The organism is Aeromonas sp. QDB17 (genome assembly GCF_027705305.1).
Classification (GTDB): Bacteria; Pseudomonadota; Gammaproteobacteria; order Enterobacterales; family Aeromonadaceae; genus Aeromonas; species Aeromonas caviae.
The window spans coordinates 1-16,010 of sequence record NZ_JAPDBP010000040.1 but is presented as its reverse complement, the minus strand read 5'-3'; the positions used below and the strand labels follow the sequence as shown (position 1 = coordinate 16,010).

17 protein-coding genes and 3 pseudogenes are annotated in these 16,010 nt (G+C 50.6%); 6 read left to right on the top strand and 14 right to left on the bottom strand.

Annotated elements, in window-relative coordinates; genetic code table 11:
* The first annotated feature begins 80 nt into the window (after positions 1–80).
* From OKC41_RS20625 to OKC41_RS20605, 5 genes are read left to right on the top strand one after another with little or no spacing between them, the layout of a single operon-like run.
* A complete protein-coding gene (locus OKC41_RS20625) occupies positions 81–2,465 on the top strand; it encodes a DNA methylase (RefSeq protein ID WP_270672329.1) in 2,385 nt (794 codons plus the stop codon).
* Positions 2,466–2,471: 6 nt separating this feature from the next.
* Positions 2,472–5,270 (top strand): DEAD/DEAH box helicase, encoded by a 2,799-nt coding sequence (locus OKC41_RS20620; RefSeq protein ID WP_270672328.1) that lies wholly within the window; start codon positions 2,472–2,474, stop codon positions 5,268–5,270.
* Positions 5,271–5,272: 2 nt separating this feature from the next.
* Positions 5,273–7,240, top strand: coding sequence for a BREX-3 system phosphatase PglZ (pglZ, locus tag OKC41_RS20615; RefSeq protein ID WP_180911159.1), 1,968 nt, complete (start codon positions 5,273–5,275; stop codon positions 7,238–7,240).
* A gap of 3 nt (positions 7,241–7,243) precedes the next feature.
* On the top strand, positions 7,244–7,960 hold the full coding sequence (locus tag OKC41_RS20610; protein ID WP_180911158.1) for a hypothetical protein: 717 nt from the start codon (positions 7,244–7,246) through the stop codon (positions 7,958–7,960).
* 3 nt (positions 7,961–7,963) lie between these two features.
* The gene (locus tag OKC41_RS20605; protein ID WP_160882161.1) at positions 7,964–8,671 is read left to right on the top strand and encodes a hypothetical protein; all 708 of its coding nucleotides are present in this window, start codon (positions 7,964–7,966) and stop codon (positions 8,669–8,671) included.
* A gap of 69 nt (positions 8,672–8,740) precedes the next feature.
* On the opposite strand, the gene OKC41_RS20600 is transcribed toward OKC41_RS20605, so the two are convergent.
* From OKC41_RS20600 to OKC41_RS20540, 13 genes and pseudogenes are all read right to left on the bottom strand, one after another.
* Positions 8,741–9,043, bottom strand: a complete 303-nt coding sequence (locus OKC41_RS20600) for a hypothetical protein (protein ID WP_180911157.1) — start codon at positions 9,041–9,043, stop codon at positions 8,741–8,743.
* Between the two features lie 71 nt (positions 9,044–9,114).
* A pseudogene (gene radC / locus OKC41_RS20595) lies at positions 9,115–9,614 on the bottom strand (DNA repair protein RadC).
* 231 nt (positions 9,615–9,845) lie between these two features.
* Positions 9,846–10,253: a type IV toxin-antitoxin system YeeU family antitoxin gene (locus OKC41_RS20590; RefSeq protein ID WP_234915646.1), complete on the bottom strand. Its 408-nt coding sequence runs from the start codon at positions 10,251–10,253 to the stop codon at positions 9,846–9,848.
* 2 nt (positions 10,254–10,255) lie between these two features.
* The gene (locus tag OKC41_RS20585) at positions 10,256–10,570 is read right to left on the bottom strand and encodes a hypothetical protein (RefSeq protein ID WP_068982303.1); all 315 of its coding nucleotides are present in this window, start codon (positions 10,568–10,570) and stop codon (positions 10,256–10,258) included.
* Between the two features lie 84 nt (positions 10,571–10,654).
* Positions 10,655–11,011, bottom strand: coding sequence for a hypothetical protein (locus tag OKC41_RS20580; protein WP_113738901.1), 357 nt, complete (start codon positions 11,009–11,011; stop codon positions 10,655–10,657).
* Position 11,012: 1 nt separating this feature from the next.
* Positions 11,013–11,555, bottom strand: a complete 543-nt coding sequence (locus OKC41_RS20575) for a hypothetical protein (RefSeq protein WP_180911151.1) — start codon at positions 11,553–11,555, stop codon at positions 11,013–11,015.
* Positions 11,556–11,634: 79 nt separating this feature from the next.
* Complete coding sequence (locus OKC41_RS20570) at positions 11,635–11,997, bottom strand: hypothetical protein (RefSeq protein WP_113738899.1); 363 nt, start codon at positions 11,995–11,997, stop codon at positions 11,635–11,637.
* A gap of 211 nt (positions 11,998–12,208) precedes the next feature.
* Positions 12,209–12,715, bottom strand: a complete 507-nt coding sequence (locus OKC41_RS20565) for a hypothetical protein (RefSeq protein ID WP_113738898.1) — start codon at positions 12,713–12,715, stop codon at positions 12,209–12,211.
* A 296-nt stretch (positions 12,716–13,011) separates the two neighbouring features.
* Positions 13,012–13,509, bottom strand: a complete 498-nt coding sequence (gene radC, locus OKC41_RS20560; protein WP_180911150.1) for a DNA repair protein RadC — start codon at positions 13,507–13,509, stop codon at positions 13,012–13,014.
* 252 nt (positions 13,510–13,761) lie between these two features.
* Positions 13,762–13,908 carry a hypothetical protein gene (locus tag OKC41_RS20555; protein ID WP_225159555.1) on the bottom strand — a complete coding sequence of 49 codons (147 nt, stop codon included), beginning with the start codon at positions 13,906–13,908 and terminating at the stop codon, positions 13,762–13,764.
* On the bottom strand, positions 13,883–14,311 hold the full coding sequence (locus tag OKC41_RS20550; protein WP_113738895.1) for a hypothetical protein: 429 nt from the start codon (positions 14,309–14,311) through the stop codon (positions 13,883–13,885). Before OKC41_RS20550 ends, OKC41_RS20555 begins: the two co-directional genes overlap by 26 nt.
* A gap of 9 nt (positions 14,312–14,320) precedes the next feature.
* Positions 14,321–14,746, bottom strand: a complete 426-nt coding sequence (locus OKC41_RS20545; RefSeq protein WP_113738894.1) for a DUF2787 domain-containing protein — start codon at positions 14,744–14,746, stop codon at positions 14,321–14,323.
* Positions 14,747–14,785: 39 nt separating this feature from the next.
* Positions 14,786–15,346 carry a lecithin retinol acyltransferase family protein gene (locus OKC41_RS20540; protein WP_029303605.1) on the bottom strand — a complete coding sequence of 187 codons (561 nt, stop codon included), beginning with the start codon at positions 15,344–15,346 and terminating at the stop codon, positions 14,786–14,788.
* Between the two features lie 96 nt (positions 15,347–15,442).
* Between OKC41_RS20540 and OKC41_RS21090 the strand changes: the two are divergent.
* Positions 15,443–15,556 (top strand): annotated as a pseudogene (locus tag OKC41_RS21090) (transcriptional regulator); the annotation flags it as partial.
* A 1-nt stretch (position 15,557) separates the two neighbouring features.
* Here OKC41_RS21090 and OKC41_RS20535 read toward each other — a convergent pair.
* Positions 15,558–16,010: pseudogene (locus OKC41_RS20535) on the bottom strand (hypothetical protein); the annotation flags it as partial.

The following is a 16,010-nucleotide window of genomic DNA, read 5'->3' as shown; positions in this document are numbered from 1 at the left end:
CTCCTGCATGGAGACGCGATTAGATCACAGACGATCTGCCTGTTCAAATTTCATTAACAAAGTGCGATCCCGCCCTGGGGATGACAGGGGTTGCTGCTCAAATGTGTGGTGACCGCGAAGTTGTTATATCTCTCGGTTATCAAGTGGGGGCGGACGGTACCATTTTGCAGGAAGAGATGGACGAAGAAGGCAAAAATGTTTGGAAGCCATTTTCAAAATTGGGCGTTCGAAGAGCAGTAATTAGTGATCTCTCTCCTGCGGCTACCTCTATCGCAAATGGTTACAATTTACTGGCAGAGTGTGAGCCAGGCCTATTCAAAAAAACCGTTGAGAAGTTATTAGAGGATGCTTCACGAGATATAGGATACCTGTATGAAACAATATCACCATCTGGGGTGAAGGCAAAAATTGATTATGTAATATGGTCAGATGTATTTATTTGTAGCAACTGTGCAGAGGAAATAGTTTTTTGGGATGAGGCAGTTGATTACGAAGCAGCAAAAATTAAATCTGAGTTTGATTGTCCGTGCTGTGGAGCAAATCTTACAAAAGCAAAACTTGACCATGCAATAACGACTCAATTTGATCGTAAACTTAATATTAATAGAATTGGTAATAAACAGATACCAGTTTTTATTGCGGCTAGCAATGGCCGACAAAAATTTACAAAAAGACCAGATTCTCAAGATGTTTTATTCATTGATTCATTAGTAGACAAGGTTAACGAATACTGGTTCCCTACCAATCGGATGATGAATTCAGAGGATGATGTTCAGAAATGGGGAGACAAGTGGAGAGCGGGTACCTCAAATTTTAAATATGTTCACGAACTTTATACCAATAGAAATAGTATTGTTTTAGGGTATATATGGAAATGGATAAATCAGATACAAAACCCAGATTTACTTGCCGCTCTTCGATTTGCCTTTACTGCAACATGTATGCGCCACTCGTTGATGAATACTTTTAGATTTAATGTTTCATTTCCATCAAATGTTACCCTAGGAACTTTGTACATAGCATCTTTAGCAAAAGAGACAAACTTTCTAGATCAGTTTAAAAATAAATGTCTACGAAGAATCTTGCCATTTCTTTCACACAAAGAAAACCAACGTCAAATTGTTTCTTCGCAAAGCTCAACTGAGCTTAAGCAAATTGAAACGGCTACTATTGACTACCTATTTATTGATCCTCCATTTGGAGACAATCTAGCTTACTCTGAACTCAATTTTTCATGGGAAGCATGGTTTGGTGTATTTACGAAACAAGCTAATGAGGCAGTAGTCAGCAAGCATCAGGAGAAAGACCTGACAGAATATCGAAAGTTAATGGCAGGTTGCTTTGCCGAGGCATATCGAATTCTGAAGCCAGGGAGATGGTTGACTGTTGAATTCTCTAACACAAAAGCATCAGTTTGGAACACCATCCAGACTGCTTTGGTTGAGGCTGGATTTATTGTTGCTAACGTATCCGCTCTTGATAAAAAACAAGGCAGCTTTAATGCTGTAACAAATACAACTTCGGTTAAACAAGATTTGGTAATTTCAGCATACAAACCAAGTGGTAGCCTTGAAGAGCGCTTCCATAAAGAGGCTCAAACCGAAGAGGGTGTGTGGGATTTTGTCCGTACACACTTAGAGTATTTACCAGTTACTAAGCAACAGGGAAACTCTCTGCTCTTCATCCCAGAACGTGATTCTCGCATCCTATTTGACCAGATGGTTGCTTACTATGTGCGAAAAGGCTACCAAGTGCCGCTCTCTAGCCAGGAATACCAACTCGGGTTGTCACAGCGCTTCATTGAGCGTGATGGTATGTATTTTTTACCAAATCAAGTAGCAGAATACGACCGAAAGAAGATGATTTCAGGTGAATTCAAGCAGCTGGCTATGTTCGTTTCCGATGAAGCATCTGCCATACAGTGGCTCCGTCAACTTATCAAAGTAAAGCCACAGGCTTTCTCTGACATTAATCCACAATTTATGCAACAACTTAGTGGTTGGAGCAAAAATGAGATAATGCTGGATTTGCGCGAGTTACTAAGCCAAAACTTCCTCTGCTATGACGGCCAGGATGAAGTCCCGGATCAGATCCATAGCTATCTTTCCAGCAATTGGAAAGATCTAAGGAACCTGGCGAAAAATGATCCCGCCCTAGTTGCCAAAGCAAAAGACCGCTGGTATGTCCCTGATCCCAATAAAGCGGGTGACTTGGAAAAACTGCGTGAAAGATCGCTGCTTAAAGAGTTTGAAGAGTACAAGGCCGCCAAGAAAAAGCTCAAAGTGTTCCGCATTGAAGCGGTGCGGGTGGGCTTTAAGACCCTCTGGGAACAGCAGGAGTTTGCCGCATTGATTACCGTTGCCGAGAAATTGCCAAGCAATGTGTTGGAAGAAGATCCGGTACTGCTGATGTACTACGACCAGGCCGTCACCCTGAGCCAGGTCGATACCGACGATGAGTGGTAATAACCTATGTGGCAGGTAGGAGACTGGGCCTGGAGTCAGGCCCATCAACAATATGTCAAAGTGATCGAAACCGCTGGCCTTTGGGGCCAGCAGTTTTATCGCGTCTGGTTGCAGCAACAAGACGTGGTACTCAAGGTCCTGGCTGCCAATCTCAGCCAGCGACCCGCACAACCGGTGGTGACGGTTGAGACATTCTGCTATTTGGCCACAGCCGCCAAAATTGCCAACGCTCAGCAAGAAGATACACTGTTAGCTCCGATTGAATCAAATGTTATCCCGCTACCGCACCAGCTCAAGGCGCTCACCAAGGCGATGAGTAAAAAACAGGTGCGTTATCTGTTTGCCGATGAAGTAGGCCTGGGAAAAACCATCGAAGCCGGGCTGGTGATGCGCGAGTTGAAATTGCGTGGGTTGGCCAAGCGCATTTTGGTCTGTGCGCCAAAAGGGCTGGTTAGTCAGTGGGTCAGCGAAATGCAGACTCACTTTAATGAGACCTTTCAGCTGCTGCTGCCCGGTGAGCAAAAACCGCAACACGAGCAGGAGAATATCTGGTCACGCCATGATCAGGTGGTCTGTCCGGTTGACAGTATCAAGCCCATCGAAAGTCGCAAAGGCTGGTCACTCAAACAGCTCAATGAGTACAACAAGCTGCGGTTTGATGATCTGTTGGCCGCCGGGTGGGATCTGATCGTCATTGATGAGGCCCATCGACTCGGCGGCAGTACCGATCAGGTCGCCCGCTACAAGCTGGGCCAGGGTCTGGCCGAAGCCGCCCCCTACCTGTTGCTGCTTTCCGCCACCCCCCACCAAGGCAAAAGCGATGCCTTCCATCGCCTGATGGCACTGCTGGATGCCGAGGCCTTCCCTGATGTGGGCTCTGTGACCCAAGAGCGGGTGCAACCCTTTGTGGTCCGCACTGAAAAGCGGATCGCCATTGATGGCGAAGGAAAACCGCTGTTTAACCCCCGACAAACCGAGCTGGTTGCCGTGGCGTGGCAAGATCAGCATGCCTTGCAGCGCCATCTCTACGAAGAGGTCACCGAGTACATCAAGGAGGGTTACAACCAGGCGCAAGCCAAACAGCAAAATGCCATTGGCTTTTTAATGATCCTGATGCAGCGCTTGGTAAGCTCCAGCAGTGCGGCCATCGCCCGCACACTTGCTCGCCGACTCAATGTGTTGGAAAACAAGCGGGTTGAAGAGGAGTTGCCCCTGGCCTTTGCCGATGAGTGGGCCGATCTGGATGGTCAAGCCCAGTTGGATGAGTTATTAGCTCAATGCCAAGCCTCGCTGGAGAATGAGAAGAGTGAGGTTCGCCGCCTACTGGCGTTAGCGGAGCAGTGCGTCAATGCCGAAAATGATGCCAAAGCCGAAGCGCTGCTCGATTGGTTATACCGACTCCAGCAAGAAGAGGGTAACCCACATCTAAAGATGTTGGTGTTTACCGAGTTTGTACCAACCCAAGAGATGCTAGCCCAGTTCTTTATTGAACGGGGGATCAGTGTGGTCTGCCTCAACGGCTCCATGGATCTGGCAGAGCGCAAAAAAGTGCAAGCCGCCTTTGCCAGTGACATCCGCATTCTGATCTCCACCGATGCCGGTGGTGAAGGTTTGAACCTGCAGTTCTGCCATGTCATTGTGAACTACGATATGCCCTGGAACCCGATGCGCATGGAACAGCGTATTGGCCGCGTCGACCGTATCGGCCAACAGCACATCGTTCGAGCCCTGAATTTCGTGCTTGAAGATACTGTCGAGCACAGGGTTCGTGAAGTTCTCGAGACCAAGTTGCAGATCATCCTGGATGAGTTTGGTGTTGATAAGACCAGCGATGTATTGGACTCCTCCGCAGCCAATCATCTGTTTGATGAACTGTTTATCGCCTCTATCACGGATCCTGCGTTAATGGATCTGGAGCTAGCCAAAGCCTTGGCTACATTAAGAGACGGCGCAGTCGATAAGCGGCAGCAGGATGCGCTGTTTGGCAGTGATGATCCCTTATCTGCTGACGACTATCGCCAAGCCCTGAACCACCCGCTGCCTTATTGGATACAGAGCATGGTTGCCAATTACTTGCGTTGGCAACGCAGCATGCAGCAATCTACGGATTTCATTGAGGATCAGGAAGGTGGACATACTCTAATCTGGCCTGATGGCGCAGCATGGAGTGGCGTCACCTTTATGGGTAAAGAGGCCCAGCAACGACCCGAGCTTACCCATCTCACATTGGAAAACCCCAAGATCAGAGGGCTATGTAGCCAATTGCCGGTCTGGAGTGAAGCACAACAGATCCCCTGTGTCAGGGTAAAGTCGTTACCGGCAGGAGCCAATGGTTACTGGGCATTGTGGAGTATCCGCCTGGTGGCTGGCCAAGAGCGTCGCTGCCAATACATGCCTGTCTATATCAAACCGAATGGTCAGTATTATGCTACTGCGTCACAGCGAGTCTGGGATGCGGTCTGTAGTAAAGAGTTCGACATATTGCCTCATGAGTTGGCCGCCGCACCGGCTGAACATCAGTCAGTCTATGCCCAGCTACATCAGGCAGCGCAACAGGAAGGCAAAGCGATGTTCGAGAGCATGTTGGCAGCCACTCAGGCCGATTTAGATAACCATTATGAGAAAGGCGAATACTCGTTTAACGCACGAAAACGCGCGATAGAGCGCGTTGGATTACCAGAGGTTCGTCAATACCGTTTGCGTCAACTTAATAGTGAATATGCACTGTGGCGTCAGGAGCTGGATAAAAAGCGCAACGCGATTCCGGACATGATGCTGCACGCCGTTTTTGAAATTAAAGGATGAATATGACTTGGCAGGATGATGTTATTCAAAAAGTAAACTTGGATGGTTCGTTTGTTTACATCGTTAACGATCCTGATGGACTGCTCTTTGAGCCTAAAATATCCTCTGCCTTGCAAAAAAAAGATGCAATTTTATTTGATGACAAGGATCCTCTCGCACTTCGACTAACATATGAAGCATGGAGAAAACGGACTAAAAAAAACTCCCTCTTAATCCGTTTGGGTCAAGAGGGAGATCTATTTATCCCTTGTGACATTCAGGTCGAATCAAGTGAAATTAACTTTCACTTATCTGAGTTTTTTCAAGACATTGATTTATCGGCCATCAGATTGCTCCCTGCGTCGTTACTCCAGTCGGCAATGGATGCACTGAAATTATATACGCCTGGCAAACTGAATCTGCAGTCCAGCCTCGACTTCTTACTTCGCCATATTTATCGCATAGCTCCTGAGACGATCCAAACTAATACAGACCTTGTTAGGCTGTTAATCAGAAAACACTACGTTGGTATTGAGATGCCAACGCAGATTGAAGAGCGCCTCATTCGCCTGCTCAGTCTTTCACCGAAATTTAAATGCTGGGACTTTAATGCATTAATTCCAAACAAGAGTGCATTTTTTGATTTCTTGCAGCAACAATGGGAAATGTATCTGTATAGTGAGTTACCTAATGCTATTGCAAGTACGGCGTGGCCAAGCGAGAAACTTGTAGTACCATTTGCAGATAGTGACATTCGTGTTTTTATTGACAACTTGTTTGCCGAGGGCATTATCAAACCGGTGAAAGCGGACGGTCTGCCCGCAGGACATTGGGCCTGGTTTGGTATAGCTAAAGAGCCTGAGATAACCGAGCGCGAACGGATAAGCCTTTTATTGAAAAATGCCAAGGCTTACTTTGAAAAATGTGAGTTAGAAAGTATTAATACTGAATTTTGGTTTGAGCAATCCCACTCGCTTGGGATTATGAATGCATTGTTTTATGAAAACAAAAAACAACCTCCTGTTGCTGCTCTTTTCGAAGAAATAAAGAAATTAAACACCACTGCAGATTTTCTATTTCAGGAATGGCTACGTTTAAATTTTATAAAGTTACAAACTACTCCCACGGTTCGCTATCCTGCAATGTTGCATAAAGTCCCTGATTGGCTATCACGGCGCGTGGATAGTGGCAAAAAAATATGTTTATTGGTTTTAGATGGCATGGGAGCTCGACAGTGGCCATTATTGCGTAATCACTTGCAGTTGTGTGCCAATATATCTTTGGAAGAACATGCCTGTTTCTCTTGGGTTCCAACGATTACATCAATATCACGACAGGCCTTATTCTCTGGCAAGAAACCTTTTGCCTTTGCAGAGTCTTTACTGACTACCAGCAAAGAGGAGCAGCTATGGCTGGATTATTGGCAGGGTAAAGGTTTCGCCAAACGAGAAATAAATTATGCCAAAAAAATTGAGTCGTTATCAAATGACGCATGGCAAGAGTTGATAACTCCACCAAGCGTTAAAGTAGCCGGGTTCGTCATAAATTTTATTGATGAGCAAATGCACGGTATAAAAAATGGAATGTCTGCTTTGAATATGGTCGTAGATGGCTGGCTAACCGACTGGAATTTCAAAGAAAAAATTGCAGAATTATTAGACAAAGGCTTTGAAATTGTCATTACTTCAGATCATGGCAGCCAGGAAGCGACGGGAATCGGATATATCAATGAGGGAGTGAAAGCTGATACCAGAGGCGAACGAGTACGGATCTACCACGATCCTGCATTACGTGATAGTACTGCTCAAGCCTGCCATGGATCTGTGATAGCATGGCCTGGTCCTGAACTAGGGCTTCCCAAAGCGACCTACCCGCTACTCGCCAATGCTGATTGTGCTTTTAAAGGCAAAGGTGATGTCGTTGTGGGGCACGGGGGGATCAGTCTCCACGAGGTTATCGTTCCATTAATAATAGTTAATAGAAAACAATAAGTTATGGTTAAAACTCCCGGTTTCTGTCGCCATGTTGAAAAAGAGTGGCTTGAACAATCTCTTCGTTGGGTAGCAAACGGGGCTGAATATGCACAACTTAATGATAATCTTGATAACTTTTTAAGCGCGTATATTGTTTCCAAAGAAAACCGCCGTAAAGCACGGAATTTGCTCACCTCGGTGTGGAGTCAGCCAGTAGACCATTACACAAAGAATTTTTTTGATAAAGGTATTGTATTACATAAAGAGGCTGAATCATTTTCCTTACCTATTCATTGGGGCATGTTAATTGCGAGAAAGCCGTTCTTTGCCGAAGTCGCTCGCTTTATCGGCCGACAATCAAGGCTGAATAATACTTTTACTTATGCCCAAGCGTTTCGGCGTATGAGTATGCTTTATGGTGAAACCGAAGCCACCAGCAGAGCATTAAGTGCCGTATTAAGAACCATAATGGAATTAGGCATATTAAAGCGAAATATGAGTCCGGCCTCTTACTCCATTGTTAGTCAACGAGTCAGCATAAATAGTCATCTAGCAAATTGGCTGCTTGATGCTTTGCTCATTTCATCAAGCAAAGAGAGTATTGCTCTTGATGATGCCTTGAATGATCAGGCTCTCTTTCCCTTCCATCTTGATATTAACCTATCCAATCTTGATATGTCGGCATTTGAATGTCTGCAACAAGGAAACTCAATTGTAATTTTTAAAAAGGAATATTGAGTTATGAAACCAGCTATTGGATTTAATCGGCATTTAGAGATGGACTGGCTAGTTCAAACCGCATCTTGGTCAGCAAATGGGGTTCACGGCCAAGCATTAAAAAATAAAATTGATGTATTACTTGCGCCCAGCTTTGATAGCAAAGTTGCCCAAGATAAGACTAGAAACCTGCTCTTTGGAATTTGGGATTCAGAATCAAATTCCGTACCCAAAGCATTTCATGCCGATGCTTGTAGACTGCTTATTGAATACAGTGAGGTAAATATTGCGATTCATTGGGGAATGATGCTGGCTAAGTATCCATTTTTTTATAATGTTACGGCACAAATTGGAAAAATGGCTAAGCATGAAGGCTTATTTATCTACAAGCAGCTGGAGCAGCGTATAACCGAAGTCTATGGCGATACATCAACTATTAAGCGTTGTATTCAATTTGTTGTTAGGACATTGATCAATTTGGAGTTATTGTCTAATCCCAAGCAAGGTGTATATCAGTTACGAAAGCCCATTTCAATCGCTCATGATGATGTAAAGTCTTGGTTGGCGGAAGTGTCTGTGAGAGCAGAAGGAAACTCAAGTAAAAGTCTTTCTGCTATTAGTAATGACCCGGCTTGGTTTCCTTTTTATATTAACTTCAATGAGAATCGCTTAACATCAAATTTTCGCCTAGATGTCCATCATCAGGCTAATGATGCGATTATTTTTATATAAGTGAAACGATTAATAGCAACATCTATTTAAAGTGGGCTATAAATTAACGCCGGATATTCCGGCGTTAATTTATAGCCAATGAGCGGGAAGCGTGATATCAAAAGACTTCGCTGCATAGCGTAGCATACTCAAAATTTCGCTGTGCCGGGCTTGATCAATAACATGCCCAGCTTTGCGCTGCTCCAACATCGTCTGTAGCTCCGGCAAATTGAACATGCCAAGACGATGGAAGTTGCCCCAGGTAGGTTGGCCAAACAGGTTGTAAATGACCACAGTGCTATCTCTTTCACTGGCCAGGCGTTTTTCACCAAGGATCTTGGTCAGCGCTTCTTCGGCTTCATCTTTGTCATCGTAGGTGTTTAACAGTTTCATCGTCGGACGTTCTGGTAGAAATTAAGCGGTACAGTTTAGCAAAAATGGTAATGGAACCACAGCGAGAGTGATTAACCCAAGCATCCTCTCTCCGCAAGCGACACTATTCCTTCTGTGGCAACCACCAGATGATCCAGAAGCCGGATATCGACCAGCTCCAAAGCGCTCTGCAATCGGTGGGTGATCTCGATATCAGCTCTACTGGGTTCCGGGTGGCCGGAGGGGTGGTTATGCATCAGCATCAACGCCGCTGCATTGAGTGCCAGCGCGCGTTTGACGACTTCCCTTGGATAAACCGAGGCACTGCTGAGTGTACTGTGGAACAGCTCTTCAAACGCAAGCACCCGGTGTTGGTTGTCCAAAACAACATGGCAAATACTTCATGCTCTCTGCTCTGCAACAGGGTTTGTAGTGCCTGCTGAGCCAAGTGTTTGTCGGCAATAGCTTCTCCTTTGGCCTGTTTCTGACGGGCAATCTGGTTGGCGATAGTCAACAGGTCCTCTTCGTTAATCAGCTCAGTGACGAGGTAGGTGCCGGGGATCTCCCCAGCGATCAATTTGTGATGCAACATGATTGTGCTCCATACGCCATCGCCCCACCGCGAGGGATGCGGCAGGGTTAGAGATGTATTGAGTGAAGGGGAAAACGCTGGGTTAGTTGGTGGTGTTCAGGCTGTTGGAGTGTTCTGGGCGTAGTTAGTCAGAGGCATGTGGTAATAGGTGATCAGAGGTTCTCTTATAGTTGGGTGAGTCAGTAGTGAATCATAACCACGGTGTTAGTGTGGACACCAGTGGATATGCGATCACACCTTTGCGCAGTGTGTGATGTCCGCGCTTATCGCGGGGTAAATCGCGATATAGACATAGCCGTAGCTGCCAAGGGTATCGGCTTCGCAGGTAAAGCCGCCGTGCTGGATAGTGATGCAGTGCTGACGCTGGGCATCCAGTTCGCCGGTCAGCAGCTTGGCTTCCAGAGCCTTGATGATCTCCGGGAAAGCCTGGTCGAGATTGGCTATCTGCGCCTCACTCCACTCACCGATCAGACTGGCCCGATCGGATAGAAAATCGAGCCGGTAGCGGCTCTGTATCAGACGAGCGCCAAAGCGTGGAGAGATACCACGCGGAAGGCCCCAGCTGATGCTGGGGAGCGGTGTGAGAGCTGGGGCCTCAGGTTGCTGTGTAGCAGAGCATGTGGGGTGGGTTGTGGTCATGATTAGCGATACCTCATTTGAATGTCGATGATGGTGCCGGGCACGTTGTGACGCTGGCGCAGTCTGGTTAGGTGCTCAGGGAGTTCTGTCAGACTGGCCAGTCGCCCCCGGTAGAGTCGGGAGAGATTGACGTAGTCAGGGTGACTCACGGTGATGGTCACCTGATGTCCTGGCTGCCAGCGGCCAAACAGGCGAGCTTTGGCTTCCCTGATGGTGGTGATGCCGGGCGCTGGTAACGTCTGGCGGTTGCGCAGGTGCAGCTTGTTGAGCTCGGGGGCATATCGATGCACCTCGAGCCCGGTGATAAGACGGGTCATGTTCGGTGACTCCAATGATGCAAAGGGCCAGCCTGTGAGGGCTGGCCCTTTATGCTGTTTGTGGATGAGCGGGACAGTGGGGCGTCAACGACTGCAGTCAGCAATCTCGTTGATAATCGGCTTACAATTGAGCCGGTCCAGCAGGTGCAGCGAGCCGTATTGGGCTACCAGCCGGTCAATGGCCATCTGGGCGCAGGCAGTTCTGCTGGGTTTATTCTCGGGTATTGCGTAGCGAGCAGTGAGCCAGCCGCCGAGCAGTGCGATGCGGTAGCCACTCGGGATGTGTGTGAGAGAGGTGCCAATGCCCCTCCCGTGAATAAGAAAAGGCACTGCCTGCCCACCGATGTCGATATCCATGCGCTGGCCCTTGAGCTCGAAGGTGGTGAGCTCGCCGGTTTGCGGGTGCTTGCCCGGTACCTTGATGGTGATGTTTTTCGCCATTTCACACCTCCGGTTTGGCTTCAAAATAATGGATCACAATGCCAGCCTCTGGGTCGATACTGATAAAGGCCGGGGCTTGCGGGTGGTACTGATAGAGCCGCGCCAGTTCGGCACGAAACGCCTCAACATTCGGTGCAATCACATGGAGGGTATCCCCCTCGGCATAGGTAAAGGTCTCCAGCTTCTCGGTGTGAATCCATATCCCGAAGTACCAGGCATCCTCCTCGGTGTCATACTGCTGCCAGCCCTGCGCCAGTAGTGTCCGATCGTAGTAGTAACGGTCTGCCTGATGGCTACCCCGGTCGATGCGGCAGCCGGTCACAGTGAGCTCAAACGGGATGCAGCCCGCCTTGTGGGCTTTCTTGGCCCGGCGCAGGAGTTTGAGGGCCTTGGCTCTGCTACGGCCATTTCCGAGCGGGTGCGGCTGCTTGGTCCGCAATGCTAGGTGGGTCATTATCTTCGGCGCGGTGTTGTGGTTGAGCTGGCCGATGGCAGTGGTTATCTGCCGAGCGGACAGGGTGTTGTAATCACGGAGGTCATGCATGGTTGGGGTTCCTTCAAATGCAAACAGCCCCTCGGCGTGAGGGGCTGTATGGAGTCTTGTTTGTGATGGTGGCTGTGGCTCAGGTGTGACTACTCCAATCCGGCTTGTCATTACTACCGTGGTTGACGTAGGCCCCGACAATTACCCGTTGCCACTCACCAACCGGCTGACCCGCTGCATTACAGGCGCAGCGAAAGCGGGCGAAGTTAATCTCTCGTGGCAGGTGCTCACGCATATCCCGTGGACTGACAAAGAGCGAGGTTTTGTGCAGCACCGGGTTGGGGGCCACCAGAGGGCCACCAATACGCCGCCCCTCTACATCGTGGGCATAGGCAAAGCCCGGCAGCATCAACTGCTGACTGATGAGCTTGGCAAGCCCTGAGTGAGCACACATGGCCTCCGCAACTGCGGCTTGGCTAAAACTGTCGTTGAATTCGATCATGGGTGTTTCTCTCTTTCTGCAGGTGAACGGTAAGCCGCTGCCAGCAGCGCAAACTGTTCAACCTAGTAACTGATGCTGATACCCAGTTCATCGCTGATCCCATCCCCTAGACTGTGATGCAGGTGTGCCATGTCATTGGCGATACGTTGGGCTATATGGGCAGTTGAGCTCGGTTGTGAGCTTGTAACTGTCAGAATGATGGAAAGATTCATCACATCTCTCCCCAAGGGGCTTGCTCCCACAGTGACAACCGGGTCAGCACGTCTTGCGCCAGCGCTTGCTGCAACTGCTGGATTATCTTCACTAGCCGGGGAGCCTGTTCAGGGCTCCCACTCCATTCACTCGATTGGTACAGGGCGCAGCAGGTGAATTTGTACAGCGCCACCAGCTCGCTATCGGTGAGTGGTGCCTGGTGGTAACGGTGGGCAGGTTTAATCTGTCCCAGCTTGGTCGAGCAGTGCTGGCGTGGTTCCTTCTGCTCTTGCTGGCGTCCTAACTGATAGCGATGCCAGACTGCACGCCGGTTGGCGAGCATCATCAGTCGCACTAACCGGTCTACCCGCCACGTCCAGGTACTGGTGACCTCCATTGATGAGTTCCACCAGAGGGTGCGCAGCAACTCAAGGGTGTAGTGCGGTGGCATGGGGGCATTGCAAAAGCGGTGTAACTGTACGGCAAAGGTAAGGTAGTCCTTGCGATCGATCATGAAGGCAGACATGGGCATAGTTCCTTGAAATGCAAAAGGCCACCTGCAGTGAGGTGGCCTTGTGGGTGATGGCGTTGGACCTGATGATCCGGATTGGCTAATCGCGCAGCTGATTTAGCAGCACATCAATGACCTCGATGCAGTCAGCCAGGGTGAGCTGGTAGCCGTTAGGCAGGGTGAGCTGGTAGCCGTTAGGCAGGGGGCCACGATGGCGGGATCTGCCTGCATCTCGACGTTGTCTTCAAGCCAGCAGCGCAGCTCGAGGAGGATGTCGAGGGCGGTGAGGTGAGATTTGCCTGGGGTCTGGTTCATAGCAGGTTTCGCTCAGCCAGCGAGACTACGCCCTCAGCACCGACCACCAGATGGTCGAGCAATCGCACATCGACCAGCGCCAAGGCCTCTTTGAGGGCTTGGGTAAAGACCCGGTCAGAGTGGCTGGGCTCGGGGTCACCGCTTGGGTGATTATGCACCGCGATGATGGCCCCACTGTTGAGCAGTATGGCCCGCTTGACCACTTCCCGTGGGTAGATACTGGCGCTGTCCAAGGTGCCGCGAAACAGCTCCTCAAAGGCCAGTACACGATGTTGGGAGTCGAGGAACAGTGCACCAAACACTTCGTGCTCCCGGTCCTGCAGCAGGGTCTGCAGCCGCTCAGCGGCCTCTGTGGTACTGGTGATGGCGGAGCCTTTGGCAAGACGCTTGCGAGCAATCTGATTGGCGATACGCAACAGGTCTTGCTCGGTCACGGGTTCGGTGACGACATAGGTGCCGGGGCATTCCCCGGCTTTGAGTTTGTGGTAACGCATGTGGGGTTCTCCAAATAAACAAAACCCCGGCACACATAAAGCATGTCAGGGTTAAAGGTAGAGCGGTTGTTGGTTCACTGTGAGGGGTGTTCAGTTGGCCTTGGTGGCGGCTTCTGCTCCTGTTCCGGCTGTAGGGGTGCGCTTCACCGGCATCAGCGGTCCGGGGACCAGTACGTTGAGTAGGATAGCGAGCGCAACGCTCAGCCGTTCCGCCAGTTGGTAGGCCGGTCCTATGGTGTCGTAGTCAGCTACCTAGGTGGCCAGCGCCAACCCACTGCCCTCCACAGCCCGCAGGTAGACGCTGTAGTCCTGCACGGTCAGGCCACTGTCACGCACCACCTGAGTTTCCCCCTCTCGATTGATGGCTTCCAGCTCAACGGCTATCGGTTGTTTGGACATCGTGTGTCTCCTCTTGCGGTAAGGGGTCACTCTCCACGCGATAACCGTGATTAGTGCAGGTACGCTGCAGGTCAGCCAGGAAACTTGCCAACACACGGGGTTGCTCAGAGAGTGGGACGGGTCCTGCCTGGCTGCGCCAGAAACAGCGACGCTTAGGGTCCACACAGATTTCATCCACGGGCTGGCTCATGGTGTGCCAGTCCTCGGCATTGGTGAGGGAGAGCAGTTGCCACTGCACGCCAGACCAACGCACTTGCAAGGTGACTGTGCGGGCTGGTGGGCTATCCGGTGTCAGGTGCAGCAGCCAACGCTGACCACTGCGAGTGGGGGTTAGCTTGGCGCTGGTGGCGACTCGTCCCAGCCACTGGCGTGAGTAGTGGGAGAGAGCTAATTCTTGGGTCATCGTGACCTCCTAATCTCCTGCGACCGTGACGCTGAAGCATTCCAACCGGCAGTAGGCAATGAAGTTGCTTTGCCAGATATCGAACAATTCCCGCGCTTCGGCCAGCCGCAGCGGTCCCCAGCCCAACATGGTGTGTTCCCCATCGAGGAAGTTGAAGTCGATCTCCTTGCAGAGCTCGGCATCATGGCCGAGCCCCTGGTAACTGAAATCGGTGACGTAATCGACCAGCCAGTCGTCAAGACCACGTACCAAGCGGATCTCGACCGGGTGGACGCCACCCTGTTCAGCGCTGTAACCGGGGTTACGGAAGTTGAAGGTCAGCTGGGTGCAGCGCCCCAGATCGAGATCGGTACGTTCGGCTTCTTGGCTGAGCAGGGCCAGTAGAGCCTGACAAACGGGCAGGGCAAAGCCGTCCCGGTAGAAGGGAATAGTCATAGGTTGTGCTCCTTGAAAGTGTGAGGTAGCGGCAGTGGCTCAGTCGGTGAGCCAGGACCAGAGGCGGCTGACTGCGTGAACGGCTAATGCGCCGGTTGCCAGGGGGACCCAGCTTGGCGATGTCGCGAGGGTGGTCAGGGTGATAGCAGAGGTGGCGAGCGTTATGTAATCAGACGTTGTGCGCTCGCGGCTCAACACAGTCATAGCTGGGGGAATGATAGTAGTCTGTGGAGTACGAAGGGCCGCTTTCGCCACCGCCGTTGCTACCTGACTAACCTGTGTCGAGTGGTGGATACCGTGGATGCACCACATCACGAAGTGTTCACAGTTACTGAACAACACATCGTATCGATGCTCGCCCAGCCGTGTACGGGCACGTTTGAGGCTCGCTGTTCGGTCATACCGCCTGACAGGGCAAAATTTGCACCAGACCGGCTTACCATCGGAAAACGCATCCAGAGAGGTCATCACGATTTCACCGGGTAGGCCGAGATTAGGCCCCTGGTAGTGGATAACGAGGTCGCCCCCGACATAGAGGCCGTGGTGGGTATAACCGAGGCGAGCGGTCACCAGATGATCGCCTGGGGTGAATCGAGACATGAAGTTAACTCCTTGTGGTCAGGCATAAAAACGAAACAGGGCACCTTGTGGGTGCCCTGGAGTCGGTGTGAAAAGATGTATGCGACCCATCCGCGCCCAACCGAGCAGGGTTGAGTCTTGGGGCAGAAGCTAGCCCGGCTGGACAGTGCCGACCGGGTATTGCTGCTTGAGACGTTTGAGCTATTGGTCGAGCGTTTGGCCAAATCCTGAGTTAGAGCGCACCGGGTGCCTGTGCCGCGCCTTTACCCAATTTGTTGGTTAACGGGGATGCCCGAGTTCGCGAACCCTGTGGTCTGGTCTCCGCTTGCGGTGCCGGTTCGGCTGTCGAATGTTCCCCTTCCTCCACCTGAGGGTAAAACTCTTCCAATAGCATTGGCACTTCTTCATCCACGTCCTCGAACTGACCATTACGCAGCAAGGCTCGCGCCACCGCTTCCATCTCGCTGATTGTCAGTCCCGCCTCCTCATCCAGCATCGCTTCCTGCCGTGCCTGACCGACCGCCTCCGTCAGAGTCAGCTCGTCCCGCAGAGTCAAATCCACGTAGTAGACCGGGGTGCGGTAGGACTGGGTGGTGCTCTTGGCCCGTAGCCGTAAGGTCAGCGGCAGATAACGGGTCAGGCCGCCACTCACCGCCTCGAAGTACTTGAGGCGTGCCGCCAGGGT

Excerpts from the sequence above, each read along its gene's own strand:
- OKC41_RS20625 (WP_270672329.1), top strand. The coding sequence starts at position 81 with ATGACAGGGGTTGCTGCTCAAATGTGTGGTGACCGCGAAGTTGTTATA.
- OKC41_RS20620 (WP_270672328.1), top strand. The coding sequence starts at position 2,472 with ATGTGGCAGGTAGGAGACTGGGCCTGGAGTCAGGCCCATCAACAATAT.
- pglZ (WP_180911159.1), top strand. The coding sequence starts at position 5,273 with ATGACTTGGCAGGATGATGTTATTCAAAAAGTAAACTTGGATGGTTCG.
- OKC41_RS20610 (WP_180911158.1), top strand. The coding sequence starts at position 7,244 with ATGGTTAAAACTCCCGGTTTCTGTCGCCATGTTGAAAAAGAGTGGCTT.
- OKC41_RS20605 (WP_160882161.1), top strand. The coding sequence starts at position 7,964 with ATGAAACCAGCTATTGGATTTAATCGGCATTTAGAGATGGACTGGCTA.
- OKC41_RS20600 (WP_180911157.1), bottom strand. The coding sequence starts at position 9,043 with ATGAAACTGTTAAACACCTACGATGACAAAGATGAAGCCGAAGAAGCG.
- OKC41_RS20590 (WP_234915646.1), bottom strand. The coding sequence starts at position 10,253 with ATGACCACAACCCACCCCACATGCTCTGCTACACAGCAACCTGAGGCC.
- OKC41_RS20585 (WP_068982303.1), bottom strand. The coding sequence starts at position 10,570 with ATGACCCGTCTTATCACCGGGCTCGAGGTGCATCGATATGCCCCCGAG.
- OKC41_RS20580 (WP_113738901.1), bottom strand. The coding sequence starts at position 11,011 with ATGGCGAAAAACATCACCATCAAGGTACCGGGCAAGCACCCGCAAACC.
- OKC41_RS20575 (WP_180911151.1), bottom strand. The coding sequence starts at position 11,555 with ATGCATGACCTCCGTGATTACAACACCCTGTCCGCTCGGCAGATAACC.
- OKC41_RS20570 (WP_113738899.1), bottom strand. The coding sequence starts at position 11,997 with ATGATCGAATTCAACGACAGTTTTAGCCAAGCCGCAGTTGCGGAGGCC.
- OKC41_RS20565 (WP_113738898.1), bottom strand. The coding sequence starts at position 12,715 with ATGTCTGCCTTCATGATCGATCGCAAGGACTACCTTACCTTTGCCGTA.
- radC (WP_180911150.1), bottom strand. The coding sequence starts at position 13,509 with ATGCGTTACCACAAACTCAAAGCCGGGGAATGCCCCGGCACCTATGTC.
- OKC41_RS20555 (WP_225159555.1), bottom strand. The coding sequence starts at position 13,908 with ATGTCCAAACAACCGATAGCCGTTGAGCTGGAAGCCATCAATCGAGAG.
- OKC41_RS20550 (WP_113738895.1), bottom strand. The coding sequence starts at position 14,311 with ATGACCCAAGAATTAGCTCTCTCCCACTACTCACGCCAGTGGCTGGGA.
- OKC41_RS20545 (WP_113738894.1), bottom strand. The coding sequence starts at position 14,746 with ATGACTATTCCCTTCTACCGGGACGGCTTTGCCCTGCCCGTTTGTCAG.
- OKC41_RS20540 (WP_029303605.1), bottom strand. The coding sequence starts at position 15,346 with ATGTCTCGATTCACCCCAGGCGATCATCTGGTGACCGCTCGCCTCGGT.